13 protein-coding genes are annotated in these 21,503 nt (G+C 64.6%); 8 read left to right on the top strand and 5 right to left on the bottom strand.

Features of this window, described 5'->3' with window-relative positions:
- Positions 1-133: 133 nt before the first annotated feature.
- From ACYU7Q_RS20075 to ACYU7Q_RS20065, 3 genes are all read left to right on the top strand, one after another.
- Positions 134-1,702, top strand: coding sequence for an efflux MFS transporter permease (locus ACYU7Q_RS20075; RefSeq protein WP_460611241.1), 1,569 nt, complete (start codon positions 134-136; stop codon positions 1,700-1,702).
- A gap of 87 nt (positions 1,703-1,789) precedes the next feature.
- Entirely contained in the window at positions 1,790-4,600 is a 2,811-nt protein-coding gene (locus ACYU7Q_RS20070) for an FG-GAP-like repeat-containing protein (protein WP_460611240.1), read from the top strand.
- On the top strand, positions 4,530-6,485 hold the full coding sequence (locus ACYU7Q_RS20065; RefSeq protein WP_460611239.1) for a T9SS type A sorting domain-containing protein: 1,956 nt from the start codon (positions 4,530-4,532) through the stop codon (positions 6,483-6,485). Before ACYU7Q_RS20070 ends, ACYU7Q_RS20065 begins: the two co-directional genes overlap by 71 nt.
- A gap of 61 nt (positions 6,486-6,546) precedes the next feature.
- On the opposite strand, the gene ACYU7Q_RS20060 is transcribed toward ACYU7Q_RS20065, so the two are convergent.
- The 4 genes from ACYU7Q_RS20060 to ACYU7Q_RS20045 form a co-directional block, all read right to left on the bottom strand.
- Positions 6,547-7,584, bottom strand: coding sequence for a hypothetical protein (locus ACYU7Q_RS20060; protein WP_460611238.1), 1,038 nt, complete (start codon positions 7,582-7,584; stop codon positions 6,547-6,549).
- Positions 7,585-7,695: 111 nt separating this feature from the next.
- Positions 7,696-8,517 carry a class I SAM-dependent methyltransferase gene (locus ACYU7Q_RS20055; RefSeq protein ID WP_460611237.1) on the bottom strand — a complete coding sequence of 274 codons (822 nt, stop codon included), beginning with the start codon at positions 8,515-8,517 and terminating at the stop codon, positions 7,696-7,698.
- A 243-nt stretch (positions 8,518-8,760) separates the two neighbouring features.
- Positions 8,761-10,176 carry a M56 family metallopeptidase gene (locus tag ACYU7Q_RS20050; RefSeq protein WP_460611236.1) on the bottom strand — a complete coding sequence of 472 codons (1,416 nt, stop codon included), beginning with the start codon at positions 10,174-10,176 and terminating at the stop codon, positions 8,761-8,763.
- Positions 10,154-10,561 carry a BlaI/MecI/CopY family transcriptional regulator gene (locus ACYU7Q_RS20045; RefSeq protein WP_460611235.1) on the bottom strand — a complete coding sequence of 136 codons (408 nt, stop codon included), beginning with the start codon at positions 10,559-10,561 and terminating at the stop codon, positions 10,154-10,156. The genes ACYU7Q_RS20050 and ACYU7Q_RS20045 overlap by 23 nt, the downstream gene beginning before the upstream one ends.
- Positions 10,562-10,828: 267 nt before the next feature.
- Between ACYU7Q_RS20045 and treF the strand changes: the two genes are divergently transcribed.
- From treF to ACYU7Q_RS20020, 5 genes are all read left to right on the top strand, one after another.
- The gene (gene treF, locus ACYU7Q_RS20040; protein ID WP_460611234.1) at positions 10,829-12,487 is read left to right on the top strand and encodes an alpha,alpha-trehalase TreF; all 1,659 of its coding nucleotides are present in this window, start codon (positions 10,829-10,831) and stop codon (positions 12,485-12,487) included.
- A gap of 232 nt (positions 12,488-12,719) precedes the next feature.
- Positions 12,720-13,274, top strand: coding sequence for an RNA polymerase sigma factor (locus tag ACYU7Q_RS20035; protein ID WP_460611233.1), 555 nt, complete (start codon positions 12,720-12,722; stop codon positions 13,272-13,274).
- Positions 13,271-15,022: a hypothetical protein gene (locus ACYU7Q_RS20030; protein ID WP_460611232.1), complete on the top strand. Its 1,752-nt coding sequence runs from the start codon at positions 13,271-13,273 to the stop codon at positions 15,020-15,022. The genes ACYU7Q_RS20035 and ACYU7Q_RS20030 overlap by 4 nt, the downstream gene beginning before the upstream one ends.
- Positions 15,023-15,165: 143 nt before the next feature.
- Entirely contained in the window at positions 15,166-18,030 is a 2,865-nt protein-coding gene (locus ACYU7Q_RS20025; RefSeq protein WP_460611231.1) for a DUF7619 domain-containing protein, read from the top strand.
- A gap of 296 nt (positions 18,031-18,326) precedes the next feature.
- Positions 18,327-19,148, top strand: coding sequence for a porin family protein (locus ACYU7Q_RS20020; RefSeq protein ID WP_460611230.1), 822 nt, complete (start codon positions 18,327-18,329; stop codon positions 19,146-19,148).
- 190 nt (positions 19,149-19,338) lie between these two features.
- On the opposite strand, the gene ACYU7Q_RS20015 is transcribed toward ACYU7Q_RS20020, so the two are convergent.
- Positions 19,339-21,360 (bottom strand): vWA domain-containing protein, encoded by a 2,022-nt coding sequence (locus ACYU7Q_RS20015; protein ID WP_460611229.1) that lies wholly within the window; start codon positions 21,358-21,360, stop codon positions 19,339-19,341.
- Positions 21,361-21,503 lie beyond the last annotated feature (143 nt).

Genomic DNA, 21,503 nt, shown 5'->3' with positions numbered 1-21,503 from the left:
CTGAGCACCCTGAGCCCTGAGTTGCGACCAAGCTTTTTTGCGCGGACTCAGGGCTTTTCACATCATTTAGGTTAGTCGCTTTGGGAGGACGGATTGCTTCGTCGTTCCTCCTCGCAATGACACAATAGAAATTATGGAAACCGGATTTACCAAGTGGATTATCGTTGTGACGGTGGTCCTCTGCGTCTTGCTCGAGCTGATTGATACCAGCATCGTGAACGTGGCCCTGACCCAGATGATGGGCAACCTCTCGGCCACGCAGCAGGAAGTGACCTGGGTGGTGGCCGCCTACGGCATCGCCAACGTGATTGTGATTCCGATGACCGGCTTCCTGGCCGAGCAGTTCGGGCGCAAAAACTACTTTTTCTTCTCCGTGGTGCTCTTCACGCTGGCCTCCATGGCCTGCGGCCAGAGCACCAACCTGTGGGAGCTGGTGTCTTTCCGCTTCATCCAAGGCATCGGCGGGGGTGCCCTCATGGCGACTTCGCAGGCCATTCTGATTGACACCTTCCCGCCCAAGCAGTTGCCGCTGGGGCAGGCCCTGTTCGGCATGGGTGTGATTATCGGCCCTACCATCGGCCCCACGCTGGGCGGCTACATCGTGGATAACTACGACTGGCCCTGGATTTTCTACGTGAACGTGCCGGTGGGCATTCTGGCCGCTGTCTTCACGCTGCTGTTCATCCGCGACCCGGAACGCATCAAAAATGCTATTCCCCGGCCGCTGCGCGAGATTGACTGGGCCGGCATTTTCCTGCTGATTCTGGGTGTGGGCTCGCTGCAGCTGGTGCTGGAGCAGGGCGAAACCGAGGACTGGTTCGAGAGCGCCTACATCAACAGCTTCGCGCTGCTGGCGGCTGTTGGTCTGCTGGGCTTCATCTGGCGCGAGCTTACGGCGAAGGCCCCCATCGTGGACCTGCGCGTGCTGGGCAAGAGCCGCAACCTGGCCGTTGGGTCGGTGCTCTCGTTCGTGTTGGGCTTCGGCATGTTTGCTTCGGTATTTATTCTTCCCATTTTCACCCAGCGCATTCTGGGCTTCACGGCCGCCCAAACGGGCTACATGCTGCTGCCGGGCGCGCTGGCTTCCGGCTTTATGATGCCGGTCATCGGCCGGATGTTGCAGGCCGGCGTGCCGCAGAAGTTCATGATTCCGACGGGCTTCCTCATCTTCTTCGGCTTCACGTTCTGGATGGCCAACGTCATTTCGCCCACCGCCGGCGAATCCGACTTCTTCTGGCCCCTGATGGTGCGCGGCCTGGGCATGGGCCTGATTTTCCTGCCCATCACGACGATGAGTCTGGCCGGCCTGAAAGGCAAGGACGCCGGCCAGGCTGCCGGCCTCACCGGCATGATTCGCCAGCTCGGCGGCTCGTTCGGGGTGGCCATTGTGGGCACGTACCTGGAGCGCAGCATTGCCCAAAACCGCATCAGCCCGCTGGCCCACATCTCGCTCTACGACAGTGCTACGGTGCAGCGCATCCAGGCTTTCACCCAGAACTTCATGGCCCACGGCTTCTCGATGGAGCAAGCCCGCCAGCAGGCTTACGCTGCCCTCGAAGGCATTCTGATGAAGCAGGTTTCCATCATCACCTACTCGCAGGTGTTCGCCATGATTGGCCTGTTTTTCATGTGCTGCCTACCGCTGGTGCTGTTCATCAAACGCGTGAAGGTGACCGGCAAAATCAGCATGGACGCTCACTGAGTTCGGCCTGCCAAATTCCAAAGGCCTAAGCGTAACATATTGAGACAGGGGAAGTAGCTTTGTTACTTCCCCTGTCTTTTTTTATTTATGCTCCTACGGTCTACTTCTCTTTTTCGCGCGGTTGGCGCCGCAGCGCTGGCACTGCTTGCACAAGTAACCTCGGCGCAAAGCCCCAGCATTACCTCTTTGGTACCTGCCCGACACGCCGTGGCGGCGCCCGTACTGGCCCCGGTAGAGCTGACCTTCACGCAGCCCATCACCACGGCGTCGGCGCCGGGCCTGCGGGTGTACGGCAGCCAGCGGCGGGGGCGCCGCACCGGCACCCTCAGCGGCGGGGGCACCAGCACGCTGCGCTTTGCCCCTACGCAGCCCTTCGCGCCCGGCGAGCGGGTGAGTGTGAACGCGCCGGCCACACTCACAAACGCTGCTGGCGTAGGCCTGCGGCCCCAAGTGTACCAGTTCACGGCGGCCACGGGCGGCCCCGGGCGGGGGGTGTTTCTTGACACCACGGAAGTGGCCTACACCAACAACCGCGACCTGCTGCTGGGCGACATCGACAACGACGGCGACCTGGACTTGCTCACCACGGCCGGACTCTATGGTGTGTATTCCTTCATCAACAACGGCATAGGTGGGTTCGCGCGCGGGGCCAACGTGGTGGTGGCCAATACCCCCAGCGGCGCGGCCCTGGCCGACTTCAACCAGGACGGCTTTCTGGACCTGATTGCCGGCGATGCCGACAACCCGAGTGTTTCCATTGCGCTCAATGATGGCACCGGCGTGTTCGGGACGTCGGGCTTTGCGGGGCAAAACCTGACGGTGGGCGGCCTGGTAAGCGGCGTGGCTACCGGCGATATTGATGCCGATGGCGACCTCGATTTCGTATCTGCCAACAGCAGTACCGCTACCGTGACGATGGGCTTCAACAATAGCAGCGGCTTCTTCGGCGGCTTGGTTTCAGTGGGGGTGGGCAGCCAGCCCAGTTCGGTGCAGCTGGCCGACGTGGACAACGACGGCGACCTCGACATCCTGACCAGCAACCGCGGCAACAACTCGGTAACGGTGCGCCTTAATAACGGCCTTGGCGTTTTCAGCACGAGCCCGGCGCTGGCTGTGGGCGTCGCCCCGGTCGACCTGGCGCTGGCCGACTTCGACGCCAACGGCAGCGTGGACGTGCTGGCGGCCAACGGCAGCAACGTGAGCGTAACCCTGAATAACAACGGCATCTTTGGTAACGTCACCATCTTGGCGCTGCCCACCGGCAGCACGCCCACCGCCCTGAGCACCGGCGACGTGGACGCCGACGGCGACCTGGATTTTGTGGTAGCCCAAGGCACCGGTGGGCAGGTCATCACCTTTCTCAACAACGGCAGCGGCGGCTTTGCGGCGCAGCCGGGGCCGCTGGTTCTGGCGGGCGGCACGGCGGTGGGCGCCGCGCTGGGCGACGTGGACGGCGACGGCGACCTCGACCTGCTCACGGCCAGGGGCGGGCGCGTGGTGCTAGGCCGCAACGGCGTGGCGCCCACGCTCAGCAGCTTCAGCTCCGCGGCCGGTGCGCCGGGCACCACGCTCACGCTCGGCGGTACTGGCTTGGTGGGCACGCGCCGCATCACGTTTGCGGGGGCGGCGGGCAATGTGGTGAGCAGCGGCTTTACAGTGAATACGGCCGGCACCCAGATTACCGGCGTGGTGGTGCCCAACGGGGCCATCACGGGGCCCATCAGCGCGACGACGGGCAGCGGCACCGGGGCCACCAGCGCCAGCTTCGTGGTGAATGCGGCCCAGCTCTCGGTGCTGCAAAACGGCACGTTGTACCTTCCCGCGGGGCCCGCCTTTAGTTTTACCAACCAATACGTTACCTCTACTTCGGCACCTGTTACATTCACGCTATCCAACCCGGGCTCGCTGCCGCTGCTCCTCAGCGGCGCCACCACTACCGGCGATTTTGCGGTGGTGGGCGCCGTGCCTACTACGGTGCCAGCCGGGGGCTCGACCACGCTGACGGTGGTGTTTCAGCCCTCGGCGCTGGGGGCGCGCACCGGCACGCTGGTGCTCAGCAGCAACGCCTCCGGGTTTCCGAGCTACGTGCTGGCCTTGGGGGGCACGGGCGTGGCGCCGCCGCCCACGGTGGCCGGGTTCAGCCCGGCCAGTGCGTGGCCGGGCGCCAGCATCAGCATCACGGGTACTAGCCTGACGGGGGCCACGGCCATCACGTTTAGCGGCACGGCCAACAACGTGGTGAGCACCGGCTTCAGCGCCACCAGCGGCGGCTCCCAACTCACGGGGGTGCTGGTGCCGGCCGGCGCCGTAACTGGCCCCGTGACGGTGACCACGCCCGGCGGGACCAGCGCCGGCGTGCAGTTTACGGTGGTGCCGCCCCCGCCCCCCACGCTCACCAGCGTGAGCCCCGGCAGCGCCCCGGCCGGGGCCACCGTCACGCTCACGGGCACCAATCTGTTGGGAGCTACTCAGGTGCAATTCTCTTTTTACTCCACCAATTTCACGGTTATCAACAGCACGACCCTGACGGCTGTCGTCCCCTTTGGGGCCGCGCCCTCGGGGCCGATAGTGGTGACGACGCCGGCCGGCACCAGCAATGCCCTGACCTTCCAGGTGCTGCCCTATCTTATTGAGGTGACTCCCGTTGCCGGCGTTCCGGGGGCCAGCATCCGGCTCACGGGCAACGATTTGTCCGTAACGGCGGTGCGGGTGAATGGCACTAACGCCACGTTCACGAGCTTCGGCAGCTACATCAACTTCACGGTGCCGGGCGCGGCCACTTCGGGCTTGGTCGGCGGCCGGCACCAGCAACGGGCTGCCGTTTACGGTGACGCGGGCGCTTTCGCTCAGCAGCATTGCGCCCACCAGTGCGGCCGCTGGGGGCACCATCGTACTTAATGGCTCGAACCTTACCGGCGCCACGGCCATCGTGTTTGCCGGCGGAGGCGTGAACACGGTGACGAGCAGCTTTTCAGTGAATGCGGCCGGCACACAAATTACGGGCGTCGTGGTGCCCAGCGGTGCCGAAACGGGCATTCTGACCGTGATTACGCCCAATGGCACCGCTACCCGCACCTTCACCGTGACCACCCCGGCCACGCCCGCCCAGCCGGCTTGGCAAACCCTGACGGGGGCCACCACCAGCCTCAACAGCAATAGCATTTCGGTGACCACGCCCGATGCCAGCGGCAACGTGTACGTGAGCGGCGGGTTCTACGGCCAGCTCACCCTGGGCAGCTTCGTGCTCACGGGCGCTACGAACCGGCCGCTGCCGTTTATAGCCAAATGGAACCCCGCCACCAACACGTACCTCTGGGCGCAGGCACTCAGCGCCTACAATGCTTCCGTCGCGGCGGTGGCGGTGAGCGGGTCGAGCGTGTACCTGGCCGGCAGCTACTTCGACCTTGCCACCTTTGGCAACACCACCCTGAGCACTCCCGGCGGGCGCGACGTGTTCGTGGCCAAGCTGACGGACGCGGGCACCTCGGCCAGCTTCGACTGGGCCGTGGGCGGCGGCGGGCCGGGGTTCGACTTCATTTCGGCGCTGGCCGTGCAGGGCACCAGCCTCTACGTGGCCGGCAGCTTCGGCGAAAGCAACCCCCGGGGCCGCACCTACAACGCCACCTTTGGGAGCTACACCCTGGCCAGCGCGGGCCTTTCCGATGCCTTCGTGGCCAAGCTCACCGATGCCGGGAACACGGCCAGCTACACCTGGGCGGTGCGCGCCGGCGGCAATGACAGCGAAGGCATAAGTTCGCTGGCCGTGAACGGCACTAACTTGTACGTGGGCGGTACTTTCTACAGCAACGACGCCGCGTTTGGGACCACCACCCTGCGCAACCCCCTCACCTACGGCCAAATCTTCTCCGACGCCTTCGTGGCCAAGCTCACCGATGCCGGGGGCACGGCCAGCTTTGTGTGGGCCCAGCAAATCGGCGGCATCAGCACCGACGGCCTATCGGCGCTGGTGGCGCAGGGGCCCAATATCTACGTGGCGGGCACTTACGTCAACTCGGCCAACTTTGGCACCCTCTCCGTGGGCAGCGCCACGGCTTACGGCGGCGACAATGCCTTCGTGGCCAAGCTGCTAGATGGCGGCATGGCCAGCAGCTTCGTGTGGGTGCAGCCCATCAGTACGGCCAGCAACGGCAGCATCAATGCCCCGGCCCTGGCCGTGAGCGGGCGCAACCTGTACGTTGCCGGCAGCGCCTACACGGGGGCCCGGTTTGGCAACGCCACGCTGCGCACCGTGGGCAATACCCTCGACTGCTACCTAGCCAAAATCGTGGACTCGGGCAGCACCAGCAATTTTGCCTGGGTGCAGCAAGGCGGCGGCAGCACCAACTACGACCAGGCCCTGACGCTGGCCCTGTCCGACAGCCGCGTGCTACTGGGTGGCTACCTGCAGTACGGAGCCGACTTCGGCCAGCTCAACGTCAATAACGTTTCCTCTCCCAACACTTATAGCTTCTTGGCTTCGCTCACCGATGTGACCCTGCTGGCCGCCCAGGTACCCACCGGCGCCCCCCGGGCGGCGCTGGCCCTCTATCCCAACCCGGCCCACGCCACGGCAACGGTGCAGCTACCGCCCGCGGCCACCGCCACCACGTCCGTGCTCACCCTCAGCGACGCCCTGGGCCGCCTTCACCGCACCCAAACGGTGGCCGTGCCGGCCGCCGGCCGGCTGCTCGACCTCGATTTGACCGGGCTGGCCCCGGGCATGTACGTGGTGCGCTTGGTGGGCGCGGGCACCGCCCGCACGCAGCGGCTGGTGGTAGAATAAGCAGCGCCCCCGGCTGGCCCATGGTGGGCTGCCGGGGGCGCCGTTTTTGTTTCACTATTGCCTACTGGTACTGAATGTACAGCGGCTTGGGCGTGAGCTGGGTCAGCACCTCTACCGGGGTCATCATGTGGTGGGGCTTGGGCTTGGGGTCGTACTCGTAGAAAAGCTTGAAGCCGGTGTACTGCACGGGCTCGGTCTGAATGTAGTCGTGGTACGAATCCTTTTTCAGCGTCGGCTCGCCGTGGCCGTCCATGTGCATCACCACCTGCACGCGCGGGTCAAGCTTGATGTTTTTGTAGTTGGTAATCATCTTCCGGGTGAAGCGGTGCACCGTCAGCACTTTGGGCGGCAGGTGGTATTGGCTCACGATGCGGGCCAGGAAGTTGATGGTGAAGTTCACGTCCTTGGCATCGAGCGTACCGATGCGCTGGTTGGGGCGCACGCCGGGCATGGTGGCCAGCGAAAACTCGGGGTCGATGCCGAGATGAATGTCGGGCTGCTTGAGGTACTGCTCCAGCTTGGGCAGCTCCACCGGCAGGGTGCTGTGGCCGGGCTGCACGTCCAGAAACAGGATGCAGTGGTGCTCACGGGCCCAGGAAATTACTTCCTCGATGGTGGCTTTGGAGTTCATCAGGCGCCATTTGCCGTCCTTGCCAGGGGAGCCTTGGGCCGTGATGGTCACGTTGTGCAAGGCGGGCTGCACCGGAATGGTGGGGTCGGCGGCCTGCCACTCCTTCAGCACCCCCTCGAACTTGCGGAACATCTGGTCCTTGGGCTCGCGGCCCAGGATGCCCATACCCTTCGAGCGAATGTTGCCATAGAAGGCCACGATGCGGTGGCCCGGCAGGATGGCGCCCGGCAGCTGGCCGGTTTTCTTGGCAATGGAGTCGGCCTTGAGCGAGTCGCGGCGCATGGCTTCCATCTTCAGCTTGATGGTGTCGACGGGAGCGGGCTTAGCAGCCGCGTCGCTGGCAGCGGCGGTGCTACCGTCGGCGGCTTTTTCGCCCTCGGCGGGGCGGGTGGAACAGGCGGGCAGGGCCAAGGCTGCCATCAGGCCCAGGGTAGCGACGAACGCGCTAGAGGTTGCGTTTAAAGACACTGATAATGGGGAACAAAGCGAGCAATAGTTACCTCAAAGGTAAGTATTTCCGCCCGGCCCTGACCGGCTTGGCAATTAAAACCAGCTTAAATCCGGCCCACTGCGTGCGGGCTAGCGCGAAACCGGCGTCAGCGTCACCTCAAACCAGGTGGCGGGGTCGGCGAGCGGGTCGGGCACCTGGGCGGGTAGCGGCGTGGGCGAGTACAGCGCGCACAGCGAGTTCTCGATTTGCACCAGCTGGCCCTTAGCGGATGCGGGCAACCCGTCGAGCAGGCCGGCCAGCACTTCCCAGCGCGGTTCGCCGGGCTGGCGGCTGGCATCGTGCCACACCACCGTGGTTTGGGGGCCGACCAGATGCTCAAACACGCGCTTGGTGTCGATGCGCACGGCCTCGTAGCGGTGGTCACCGTCGATGAAAATCACATCAAACGGCCCGCCCAGTGCGGCAAAATCGTAGGTAGCCGAGTTGCCGTGCAGGTGGCGCACGTTAGGCAGCGGCTTCGAAAAAAAGCCGTGCAGCTCGATGTATCGCTCGGGCAGGCCGAGGGCGCGGATTTCTTCGTCCGACAGGTTCAGGGTGAAGACTTCGGCGGCCACTTCGGCCACGTTGGCGGCGCTCTCGCCGCGCCAGGTGCCAATTTCGAGGTAGCGGCAGCCGGGCACGCGGCGGGCCAGGGCGCGCAGCAGCAGCAAATCCGTGGGCAGCGAGCCGCCCTCGCGGAAGGCAAACGGGCGCACCGTGGTATCGGCCGGGCTCAGGAAAGTGGCCAGCGACACCATTGGTAAGCCCTTGGCGGTGAGCTGGCGGCGGCCGGCGTGGGCCAGCGCCCGGCGCTGCCACTCGCCCACATCGCCTGCAATGACGTGGTTCAGCAGCGAGGGAGTACGGGCCAGACTGCGCAGGGCCTGGAAGGCGACAGAGAAACGGGGCATAGCGGATGGTCGGAGGCTGGTTATCAGTTGGCACGCCGCCAACAAGGCAGGCAATAGCTGACAAGTGACAACAAACCTCTGATAACTAGAAAGCAGCTTCAGCCGCTACTTCCGGCCCTAAAGTTACTTCGGTGGCGGCGGTCGGCTTGCTCCCGCGGCCCTCAACGCAGAAAGGCCCCGGCGCGGGCCAGAGCTTTTCGAGCGGTTTCTCTCGACTTTAATTACTGCGGGTGAACGCCCCTGCTAGCACCCGGTGCCGAAGGATGGTATCTCCCAGCCCTGCCAGTTAATCAGCATGGCCCCCGAGAAGCCCACCGATTTTTTCAGGGTAAAGAGGACTGGCACGGTGAATGTCACCGCTACCGATTTGCCGTCCTGCTTTCCGGCCGCAAAGCGCGGCAACTGCCGCACGGCTGCCAGCACAGCTTCGTCGTAGGCGGGCCCCAAGCCCTTGACGATTGCCGGAGCCTGAACCACTCCTTGATTATCCACGATGAAGGAAACGAATACCCGTCCCTCACGCTGCTCGGCGGCAGTTACTTTGGGATAAGCCACATGCTTCTGAATGAATTCAATAATAGCCTGGTTGCCACCGCCGCTCACCAATTCGGGCATTTGCTCCACATAGGTGTACACGGCAGGTGCGGGTGGTGGGGCCAGGTGACTGTCATTCGACACCAATTTTGGTGGGGGCGGCGGGGCCACCTGGGCATCGGCCGAGGCGTTTGATATGGCCGGAGCGGCGGGCGGCGCGGCTTTTTCGCAGGCTACAGCAACGACTAATACGCCTGCCAACGGCAAGGCAAGCCACTGTTTCCAGCGGCGGATGGGATTGGTTTTCTGAATCATGGCAATGCGACTGAGGGTTTGGGAATGGGAGAAAGAGTGCGCAAGCGGAACCGAGAAACCGAGGCGGCTGGCCACTTGCCGGGCCAGCAGTTGGGAGTAGGAAGTGGAAAGGGAAGGAGCAGGCGAGAAGTCGTCATGCAGGGCCGCTTCGTCGGCCAAGTACTCGTGGGTGAGGGCCAGCGCCCGCCCGCACAGGTGCACAAAGGGATTGAACCACAGCGCAGCGCGCAGCAGCTCCAGCAGCAAGCGGTCGTAGGTGTGGTGCTGGCCGACGTGGGCCAGCTCGTGGCGCAGCACCTGGCGGGCCTCGGCCGGGCTCAGGGCCAGCGTTTCATCCCAGAACACCACCCGGCCGAAGGAGCTGGTGGGCAGCTGGCCGTGGGTTTCGGCCAACGTGTAGCCAGCGTGACTTTCGCGGGGCAGGCGGCGGGCGGTGCGCCACAGCCGGCCCAGCCCCATGCCCAGGCGGGCCAGCATCAGGGCCACACCAGTTAGGTAACCTATTAGCAGCCAGAAGCTCCAATCAGGACCAGCGGATACTGCGGCCTGACCGGGCGCGCCTATCTCCACGGCCGGCAGCAGCACGGCTGCCACGCCGACCAGTCCCGCCGGGCCGGTGCCCCACCAGCCGGCCGGCCATGCCAGCGGCAGCAGCGGCAGGCCGGCGGTCAGCAGCGGCCCCAGCACCAGATAGGCCCGGTTGTAGGCAAAGCTGCGCTCCGGGCGCAGGGCCAGGCGGTAGCACGCCCACCACACACCCAGCAGGGCGGTGCTGAGCAGCATCCAGTTAAGCAGGCTGAGTTGGTTCATGGTCGGTGGGGTTTTGGGGTTGGGAGGCGTGGCGGAGCAATTCGTCGAGCTGGGCGGCGTCGAGGTTTTCTTCTTTGGCGAAAAACGAAACGAGGCGGCTGAAGGAGTTGCCGAAGTGGCCGCCCAGCAGCTTGCGCAGCGAGAAGCGGCGGTAGTCGTCCTGGGCCACCAGCACGAAGTAGCGGTGCGTGCGCCCGAAAGCTTCGTGGTCCACAAACCCCTTGGTTTCAAGGATGCGGATGATGGTGGAAACCGTGTTGTAGGCCGGCTGGGGGGCGGGCAGTTCCGCCAGCACGTCCTTCACGAAGGATGGGCCGCGGCGCCAGAGTACCTGCATTACTTGTTCTTCGGCGCGCGTGAGTTCGGGGAAAGCGGAGGGGTCCATATTGCGGGGTTGGTTCAGAGTAATGCAAACGCATAACTAATATTTTAGTTTACAAACTAATCAATTAGTTTATTCTGACAAGGCATTGTTATGCAATGGAAATGAATGATTTCAGGTAGCTTGCAGCAGCCGCCATATCCTGGCAGCCAAATGCGGCACAACGTAGCGGCAGGCGCTGCGAAGCCAAAAGCTGCTGCCAACCGTAAGCCCATCGAAAGCCCTGCTGGCACACTGCCAGGCGGCTTCGCGTTACCATCTCTCCGCGTCATGCTGAAACCTGTATTCTGCTCGCTGCTCGGGCTGCTGGCCTCCCATCCCAGTTGGTCCCAAACCGAAACTGCCGCGCCGGTAGCTTCCAAAACGGCAGCTGCCACGCCAGCAATAGCCCCGAAGCCCGTCGCAGTGCCGCTTTCGCCGCGGCAGCTATTCCCGGGGCTGTTTGAGGATGTGCAGCTGGGCCGCATTTTCCCCGATAACAAGACCTTTGTGGATGCGGCCCCGAAGCAGCGGCCGGCCACCATTCTGGCGGCGTGGCGGCGCGAGAAAGACCGGCCGGGCTTCGACCTTAAGGCCTTCGTAGAAAGTCATTTCACAATGCCGGCCAGCACGGCGGTGCCCTTCCAGAGCGACCTGAAAGCCGGCCTGCGCCACCACCTAGATACGCTGTGGACGGTGCTGGCCCGCCCGGCCGCTCCGGCTGCTGACGCGACGGATTCCTTGGCAGAATTCCGCTCGCTGGTGCCGCTGCCCAAGCCGTACATCGTGCCGGGCGGGCGCTTCCGCGAGGTATATTACTGGGATTCCTACTTCACCATGCTGGGGCTGGCCGAGGCCGGCAAAACCCAGCTGATGAAGGACATCACCGACAATTTTGCCTACCTTCTCAATCGGTTTGGATTCATTCCCAACGGCAACCGCACGTACTACCTCACCCGCTCGCAGCCGCCCTTCTTCGCCGATATTGTGAAGCTGCTGGCCCAGGACCTGGGCAACGGCGAACTGCTGCGCTACCGGTCCGCCCTCGAAACGGAGTACCGCTACTGGATGCTGGGGGCCGAAACCGTAAAGCCCGGCACCGCCGCCCACCGCGTGGTGCGCCTGCCCAACGGCGACCTGCTGAACCGCTACTGGGACGAGAGCGACCAGCCCCGCGAAGAATCGTACGCCGAAGACGTGGCCGCCGCCAAAAAGAGCAAGCAACCGGCCGCCCAGTTCTACCACCACATGCGGGCGGGCGCGGCTTCGGGCTGGGATTTCAGCAGCCGTTGGTTTAAGCCCGGCGGCGGGTTGGAGACCATTCAGACCACCGATTTGGTACCCGTGGATTTGAATTGCCTGCTCTATAACCTCGAAATGACGCTGGCCGAGGCGGCCCGCGTAGCGGGGCAACCGGCCCAGGCCCGCCTGTACGAGACGAAAGCCGCCGAGCGCAAAACGGCTTTGCTGGCCCTGAGCTGGGACCCCAAAGCCGGCTGGTTTCAGGACTACAACTGGCGGCTGCGGAAGCGGTCGACGGTGCGCAGCCTGGCCGGCACCTACCCGCTGGCGTATGGGCTGGCCACGCCGGAGCAGGCCAAGCGCGTGGGCGCGGGCCTGCAAACCAACTTCCTGAAGCCCGGCGGCCTGGTGACCACGCTCTCGGCCACCAAGCAGCAGTGGGACGCGCCCAATGCCTGGGCTCCGTTGCAGCACCTGGCCATTGAGGGCCTGGCCCGCTACGACCAAAAGGCGCTGTCCGACACCGTGGCCCACCGCTGGGTGCGCCTCAATACCCGTGTGTACGGCCAGACCGGCAAGCTGCTGGAGAAATACGATGTGGAGAACGTGAACCGTCCCGCCGGCGGCGGCGAATACCCGCTGCAGGACGGTTTCGGATGGACGAATGGGGTGCTGCTGCGGCTGCTGAACCGGGAGCAGCCGCGGTAGGGCGGCAGGAAGGTTACGGCAGCCACTTGCCGGTCATGCAGAGCGCCGCGAAGCACCTTGCCCGCCACCAGTAATTGATTTTACTATTGCGGTAAAGATGCTTCGCGGCGCTCTGCATGACGGCCAGGGGAGTAGGCAGTGCCAAAAAACTTCGCCCCTCGCAGCAGCCTTTTCGGGCGGTAACTTGTCTGCCGGGCAGCACCCGGCCGGGCTGCGCTGCTTTCCCGATTTAATGCCCCTTTCTACGGAACTGGACGAGCTTCTTGCCGCCTGCCGTCGCCGCGAGCCGGCGGCGCAACGGGCGCTCTATGCCCGCTACGCCGGCCGCATGCTGGGGGTAGCGCGCCGCTACGCCCGCTCGGTACCGGAGGCGGAAGACGTGTTGCAAGACGCTTTTGTGAAGGTGTTTACCCACTTGGGCGAGTTCCGGGCCGAGGGCTCCTTGGAGGGCTGGGTGCGGCGCATTGTGGTCACCACCGCCCTCAACCACTGGCAGAGCGGGCAGCACCGCCGCCAGCAATTGCTGCTCGACGACGTGCCCGAGCCTTTCGCGCCCGACGCCGACGCCTTCGACCGCCTGGGCGTGGCCGAAGTGCTGGCCCTGATGGAACAGCTGCCCGACGGCTGCCGCATGGTCCTCAACCTCTACGCCGTGGACGGCTACACGCACGGCGAAATCGCGGAGTTGCTGGGCATTCAGGAGAGCACCTCCAAAGCCCAGCTCAGCAAGGCCCGCAAACAACTCACCCTGCTGCACCAGCGGCAGGCCAACTACTTACGACTATGATGGAAGAATCGGAAGAAAACCGCCTCGACCAGTCTTTGCGCAGCAAATTCGAAGACTTCGACCTCCCGCCCGGCGCGCCGGTGTGGGCCGGCATTGAGCAGCGCCTGTCCCCGCCGCCCCGGCTGCGTCCGCGCCGCCGGCCGGTGCTGGTGCCGCTGCTGTGGGTGTTCACGGGCCTGCTGGCCGGGCTGGGCGGCTGGCTGCTGCCGCACGGGCCAGAGGCTTCGGGGCCGACAAATCGAAAGAACCTTGTTGCCTTAAATAATCGAGAGCCGCAAGTCCGGAACTTCGGAACGGCCAACTCCGAGCGGCAAAGCCTGCTCCTAAGTTCTGGAACGGCCAACTCCAAGCAGAAAAGTGCCCTTGGGAGTTCCGAAGCAGTCAGTTCTGGCCGGCGAAGCCTCGTCCGGAGTTCCGGAGCAGGCATTTCTGTACGGAGAAGCATCTTCCAGAAATTCGGAGTCGTTCAATCAACTCGAAGTGTTAGGGCCACAGATTCACAGAATGATAGCGCCCCTACCATTGCACCAGCGGCAACAATAGTAGCCCAGGTTTTGCCGGGCGCTTCGCAGGATACTCCGACGGTTGCTTTCGCTGCCGAAACCCTGCCCGCCACCCTACGCCCCCTCGCGGCCCTGGAACGCCAGACGCTGGAGCAGCTGCCGAGCATCAGTACCCTCGCGCCCGGCGCACTGCCGGCCAATGGACGCGCCGCGCTGCTGAATACCCTGCGCACCGAGCGGGCCGAACTCTTCCGCCTACAGCGCCGCACCGACAGCCTGCTGCTGGCCCTTGGCGACTTGCCCGGCACCGCCCCCGCCACCCCCGCAGTGGCTACCACCGCGCCCGATACCGCCCGCCCGCGCCCGCTGGCTCACCGCTGGAGCGTGTTGCTATCGGCCACGCCCGAGCAAAATACCCTTGCCCTGCAAGGGCCCGAAGGCGACAGCCTCACCGCCCTGCGCTGCAACCACGAAACCGGCCGCGCCGGCCTCAGCGCCGCCCTCACGGCCGAGTACCGGCTTACACCGCGCCTGAGCGTAGGTGGCGGCGTGGGCTACACCGCCTTTGGGGCCGACCTGCGCATCACCAATAAGACGACCGACGTGCTGGTGAGCTACAACACCACAACCACCACCAGCACCAACGTCTTCACGTCGAGCTATCAGACGCATTCGATTCGCGTCATCCAGGTGCCGCAGCTCTCGCCCATCTTCAACGGCAGCGGCCAGGTTATTCGCTACGATACGGTGTATGTGCCGCGCCAGGACACGGTGTTCAGCACCACCGTGCAGCACGATACTACTCACACCACCCGCAGCGTTACCACGCCCACCATCACCAAGAAGGAAACCCTCACCACCAAGCTGCTGCAGCCCAACTACCGCTTCTTTACGGTGCCGGTGCTGCTGCGCTACCGCCTCGCCGCGCCCGGCACCGGCCGCCTGTGGACCGACGTGGCCGTGGGCGCGCAATTCCAGTTTTTCCTGGGCGGCACACAGGTGGTCACCAACGATGGCGAGAACTTCCGCACCGAGAAAATAACCGCCGGCACCGGCCCTTTCCGTGCCCTCAACGTGGCCCTGGCGGGCTCGCTGGCCCTCAACTACGCCCTCACGCCCCGCCTGAGCGTGAGCGTGGCCCCGAGCATGCGCTGGCAGGCGCTGTCGCTATACAAGCCCGAAACGGGGCTGCGCCAGCAGGCCACGTCCACGGGCCTGATGTTCGGGGTGCGGTTTGGGCTGTAAGTTTTTTCACGAGGCCGGCAGCCTTTTTTGGGGGCGGCTGGTCTGGGCCTTTGAAACGCGGTGCCGCGCTCCGGCCGGGGCGGTGCCAGGGGTTTCGCAGCGCGCGGCCACGCACTTGGTCCTTCCTTTTCCTTTCTCTTTCGATGAAAACTTTACGCCATTGCTACCTGCTGGTAGCGTTTTTCTTCGCGACCGGCCTGGGGTCGGCACGGGCGCAGGTGGCCACGGCGGCCACGCCGCTGGACCCGGCTATTTCCAACTTTAACGATGACACCCGCTCGGTGACGGACGCGGCTGGCAATACCTACGTAGCCGGTTCCTACGGCAACAGCCCAGCAACCGTGGGCAGCACCACGCTGCCGGCAACTCCAGCCGGCATTCACAATGGCTTTCTGGCCAAAGTGGGGCCCACCGGCGTGGTGCAGTGGGCCATTGCGGGCATCAGCCAGCAGAATGTGGGGGTGCAAGCCCTTGCGCTGGACCCCGTCGGCAATGTGTACATCGCCTTCAAGGAAGATTCCCTTTCGGGCATTCGTTCCACCTTCACATTTGGCAACCGCACCGTGGCCTATGCCGGCAACCTGCTGGCGAAGGTGACCCCCGCCGGCTCCGTAGTCTCGGTCTTCTACCTGCACCGCCGGGTGTTCGGCCCCCTGCCCGAAATCACGGCCCTGGCAGCCGATGCCACCGGCAATTGCTACCTGAGCGCCGTAGGTGATGCGGGCACGTACCTCAACTATCTTCCTTTTCCGGGCAATACGGGGGCTACCAGCTCGCTCATTGCACGCTTCAGCGCCACCAACGGCCTTACGCTGGTTCGCTCGATGGGCGCTACCGCTGCGGCAAGTGGCCCGAACTACCTGCGCCTGAACGACCTGCAGCTTGCAACTAACGGCGACCTCTACTGCGAAGGCGAGCTAAACGGCACGCTCACGCTCAACACGGCCCCCACCGTGGTCTTGAGCGGCGATGGCAACTTCGTGGCGCGGCTGAGCACGGCCGGGGCGGGGCGCTGGGGCGTGCTCAGCTCCACCAACCTGGCCAGTTTGTTGACAGAATCCAAGAATGTGAAAATTGCGGTGAGCTCGACCGGCGCGGTGTACGTGGCCGGCGTCACCATCAACAGCAACTTCACCTATGGCGGACTGCCCGTGGGCCTGGGCGGCTACGTGGTGAAAATTTCCAAAAGCGGCATCCCGCAGTGGGCGCACGCCACCGAAACGGTGCCCGACTATTTCCGGGTCGAAACCACGCGCAACGCCACCCGCATTGCCCTCGACGCGGCCGGCAACGTGTACCGGCTGGGCGTGCTGGCCCTGCCGAGCGCCACGTTTGGCAATATCACCCTCCCCCACCCCATCGCCGGCACCGGCGCCACGCCGCTCGCAGCCTTTTACCTGGTGAGCTACGACTCGACGGGCACCGTGCGCTGGGCCCGCACCGCCAACAGCGTGCCGGCCCCCACTAATCCGGCTGACTACGTCCACAACGGCACGGGCCTGGGCGTGGACCAGAACGGCAATGTTTACTTGCTGAACAGTCTGCCGGCCGGCCCCACGGGCAGCGGGCAGCTCCAGCTCGACAACCAGGTACTAGGCTTCGGCTACACGGTGGTGCGCCTGGAGCAGGCCGCCCGCGTGAGCGGCACCATTTACCTCGACCAGAACAACAACGGCCAGCGCGATGCCGGCGAAGTGCCCTTCCCCTACCCGCAGGTAGTGGCCGATGTGGCCCAGAACCGTGCCTTTTCCAGCACGGCCGGCACCGGCGAGTACAGCTTCTACGGCCCGGCGGGCGCGGGCTACAGCATCAGCATTCCCAGCCCGCATTCCAGCTATACACTGGGGGCGCCCACGGTGCGCACGGGCACGCTGCCGGCCGTGGGCTACCCCGTCACCGGGCTGGATTTCGGGCTAGTGCCGGTGGCCAACCAAACCGATGTGCGCGTGACCCTCACGCCCTACAGCGTGGCGCGGCCGGGCTTCACCACCCGCTACCGCCTCACGGTAGAAAACGTGGGCACCACCGTGGCCAGCGGCACGGCTACCGTCACCCTCGACAGTCGCATGGCCTACATCAGCAGCACGCCTAGCGCCAGCCGCACGGGCCAAGTGCTGACGTGGACCTACGCCAGCCTGGCCCCGTTTGCCCGGCAGGAATACGAAGTACTGTTCAGCCTGCCCACCAATACCGTGTCGGGCACCGTGCTGAACAGTACCGCCGCCGCGCCCCTCACGGCTGATGTAGCACCCGCCGACAACACCGCTGCCCTGGCCCAAACGGTGGTGGCCCCCTACGACCCCAACAGCATGGAAGTGAACTACGAGCGTCTCACCCCGGCCCAGGTTTCGGCCCAGCAGCCGCTCGACTACACCATTCATTTCCAGAACCTGGGCACGGCCGCTGCCGCCACCGTGGTGCTCAGCGATACGCTCGATTTCCGCAAGCTGAACCTGGCCAGCCTTCTGCTGGTGGCCCAGTCGCACAGCTGCATCTGGAGCCTGGCCACCGCTGGCCCCGACAAAGGCCTGCTCACAGTACGCTTCGCTAACATCAACCTGCCCGAGCGTAACACGGATGTAATTCGCTCGCAGGGCTTTGTGCGGTTCCGGGTGCAGCCGCGCACCACGCTCACGGTGGGCGAAGTCATTCCCAACCACGCCGGTATTGTGTTCGATTACAATGCGCCCGTCATCACCAACGTGGCCACCACCACGGTATTCCAGGCCACGGCCGCCCTAGCCCGCCACGACGCCCCCGCCTGGACCGCCTACCCCAACCCCGCCACCGACGCCATTAGCATAGATACGGACCTGGCCACCGCCGGCAATGTCGCCATCGAGCTGCTCGACGTGCTGGGCCGGCCCCTGCGCCAGCAGATTCTTACAGCTCCCGCCGGCCCGCTCCGCCGGCTGGTCGACCTGCACGGCCTGGCTGCCGGCGTGTATCTGCTGCGCCTCACGCCCCCCACCGGTCCGGCCACCAGCCGCCGGGTGGTACTTCACTAGTTTCTTCTTCCTGTTTCCACTTTCCACTTTTCCCGCTGCTAAGCCGGGCCGCTCACTGGAGCGGTCCGGCTTTTTTGCGTTTTGAGTAGCCGGGCATTGGTCGATTTCGGGCGGCTGTTAATCCGGAAACTGCCGGAGTTGGTCTGCTTTGCCGAAATATGGGGCCGCAGCAGCGGGGTTTGGGGAAGCGGTTTGGCACGGTTTTGCAATGTATCCCAGCATCGGCCCAGTAGCCGGGCCGGGAGCCCCGCCCCGAGCGGCCGGTTTCTTTCACTCCTCCCAAACCCTTGTTGGTTATGAAAATTTCACGCCTTTCGGGCGGCCTGGCCGCGGCTTGCCTATTGATTTCGGCCACCTTCACCACCGCCTCGGCCCAGGGTGCCCGCGATGCCTACGGCAACCCCAAAGCTGCGCCCTCGCCCCGCCCCATGGGCTCCTCGTCGACGCGCCGTGCTCCCAGCTACTCCAAGCAGCCCACGTATTCGACTTCTAATAGCAGCTCCACCAGCGGCGTGCGCTTCGGCTTCCGGGCCGGCCTGAACGTGGCCGACTTGCAGGGCGATGCCGTGAACAGCTTCACCAACCTGACCGGCTACCTGCCCGACGGGTCCATCACGAAGCAAATGCGCCCCGGCTTCTACGCCGGCCTGTACGCCACGCTGCCCATTGGCCCTGGCTTCGCCATCGAGCCCGGCATCACGTACGCCGAAAAAGGCGCGGTGCTGAAAGGCACGCTCCCCTTCCCCGCCCTCGATTTCCTGAACGCCAACGTGACCGGCACGGCCCGCCTGGCCTACGTCGATGTGCCGGTGCTGGCCAAGGTGTTCATCACGCCGGGCTTCTACCTCTACGCCGGCCCGCAGGCCTCGTTTCTGGTCAGCGGCAAGGCCCGCGTGGATGCCAGCGTGCTCGGCTTCTCGGCCTACAAGCAGGATTTCGACGTGTCGAACCAGCTGCGCAAGGTTGATTTTGCCGCCGTGGCCGGCCTGGGCTACCAGTTCGATAACGGCTTCGGCCTGAGCGCCGGCTACGACTATGGCCTCACCTCGCTCGATGCCAACAACCGCTTCAGCGCCTACAACCGCGTGGCCAAAATCGGCCTCAACTATTCCTTCTAAGGCTGATTAGCAGCCATCCTATTCCTCGATTTTTAGCTTCCGATTTAGTCGTCATTATCCGAGACATGTTATAAAAAAGGCCTCTCCGCTGCAACGGAGGGGCCTTTCTGGTTTGTAGCGTGGACGCTGGGAATCCGCGCCCGATTGAGCGTCCAGCCATGCGCGAACTCGCAGCGCCCACGCTACATTTCTACCGCACACCCACGGCCGCGCTGCCGCTCAGGCCCTGGGCCAGGCGCACGAGGCGCACGAACTCGGCACGGTAGCCGTCGGCGTCTCGGCCCCGGGCGCCGTTGGCCAACTGCTCGGTGGCAGCCCAGGTGGCGGTGCCGCGCTGCTCGCTCTGGCGCAGCAGCATCCCGAACTGCGCCACAGCGGCGGCGAAGCGGAAATCGGCCGAAGCGTTGGCAATGGCGACCGGCGCGCCGCTCAGCGGCTGAGCCAGGAGCTTGCTGACGCTGCCCTGCGGCTCCTTATAGCGCAGCTTCACGGTTAAAACTTCGTTTTGAGTGGCTGCGTGAGGAAGCGACTGCGTGCTGCCTGGCTGGTATTTGAGGTTATCGATGAGGGGTTGCGCACTGCCCACGGGCACTATTTCGTAGAGGGCCGTGACGGTGTGGCCTGCTCCCAATTCGCCGGCATCCTTGCGGTCGTTGTTGAAATCCTCGGCTTCGAGCAGGCGATTTTCGTAGCCCACGAGGCGGTAGTTGGCCACGCGGGCGGGGTTGAATTCGATTTGCAGCTTTACGTCCTTGGCCACGGTGAAGAGCGTGCCGCCGAACTGCGCCACCAGCACCCGGCCGGCTTCGTCAAGGTTGTCGAGGTAGGCGTAGTTGCCGTTGCCTTTATCAGCCAGGGTTTCCATGCGGCTGTCGCGCAGGTTGCCGCGCCCGCAGCCCAGCACCGTCAGAAACACGCCGCTTTCGCGCTGGTCCACGATGAGCTGCTCCATGGCCGCATCCGAGCTTTCGCCCACGTTGAAGTCGCCATCGGTGGCCAGAATCACGCGGTTGTTGCCGTCTTTCTGGAAGCTCTGCCTGGCTGTGGAGTAGGCCAGCCGCAGCCCCGCGCCACCGGCCGTGGAGCCGCCGGCCCGCAGCCGCTCAATGGCATCGAGGATGACCTGCGGCTGCGAGCCGGGCGTGGGCGGCAGCACCAGGCCGGCCGCCCCGGCGTAGGCCACCAGCGCCACGTGGTCCTGGGGCCGCAGCTGCTTCACCAGCAATTTCAGGCCGGCCTGCACCAGCGGCAGCTTGTCGGCCTCGTCCATTGAGCCCGATACATCGACGAGAAACACCAGGTTGGCGGGCGGCAGCTTGGCCGTTTCAATCCGTTTGGCCTGAATGCCGATGCGGGCCAGTTGGTGCGTGGGCTCCCAGGGGCAGGCGGCCAGCTCGGTGCTGATGTGCACGGGGTCGGGCGAAGTGGCGGGCGGCGCGGGGTAGTCGTAGCGGAAGTAGTTCAGCATTTCCTCCACCCGCACGGCGTCGCGTGGGGGCAGCTGGCCTTCATTCAGGAAGCGGCGCACGTTGGAGTATGAGGCATTATCCACGTCGAGCGCGAAGGTGCTGAGCGGGTTTTTCTTCGCTTCGAAAAAGGCGTTTTCCTTGATGTGGGCGTAGGTGTCGCCGGCCCCGGCCTCGGGCTGGGCGGGGTAAGGTACCCCAACGGGCGCTGGCGCGTAAATGCTGTTGGAATTGACTGCTAAGCCTGCCGCGCGCCCTTGCAGGGCCTGGGCGGACAATTTAGATTTTTTAGTAGCCTTCGATTCCGGCATCGCCACGATGGAAACCGAGCCGGTGACGTCACGGTGCGTCGTGCTTCCGTAGCCCGTTACCACCACTTCCTCCAGTTGGCGGGTATCTGTTGTTAAGCTCACATCAAGGGTATGATGCATCCCTACCCGTTGCTCCACGGGCAGGTAGCCGATGTAGTTGAACAGCAATACTGCCCGCGCTGCGCCCGGCACCAGGAGGGAGTAGCGGCCCTGCGCGTCGGTGCTGGTGCCCAGGTTGGTGCCTTTGATGAGGACCGTGACGCCGGGCAGCGGCTGATGGCTGGTCTGGTCCGTCACCAGGCCGGACACGACCCAGTTTTTGGTCGTGTTCTCCGGAGCCGGATGAGCGGCTTTGGCGACGGGTATCGATTGGGCGGCAGCGGGCGGCGGAGCCAGCAGCCCGGCGAGGAGCGGCAGCAGCAACAGGTTTCTCATGGCATCGGCGTTAGAGGATGAAGTATGCCGAGTCGATGCCTGTGTTTGGCCGATTGCACAATACCGCTCAAAAAATAGTTGTAGCTCTATCCCCTGCCGCCAGTCGGCTTCAATGCCAGTTGCGGGCGCTAACTTCCCGGCCC

This window comes from Hymenobacter terrigena (assembly GCF_054776515.1).
Note: the sequence above shows the minus strand (reverse complement) of the source record. Positions and strands in the feature narration are given on the sequence as shown.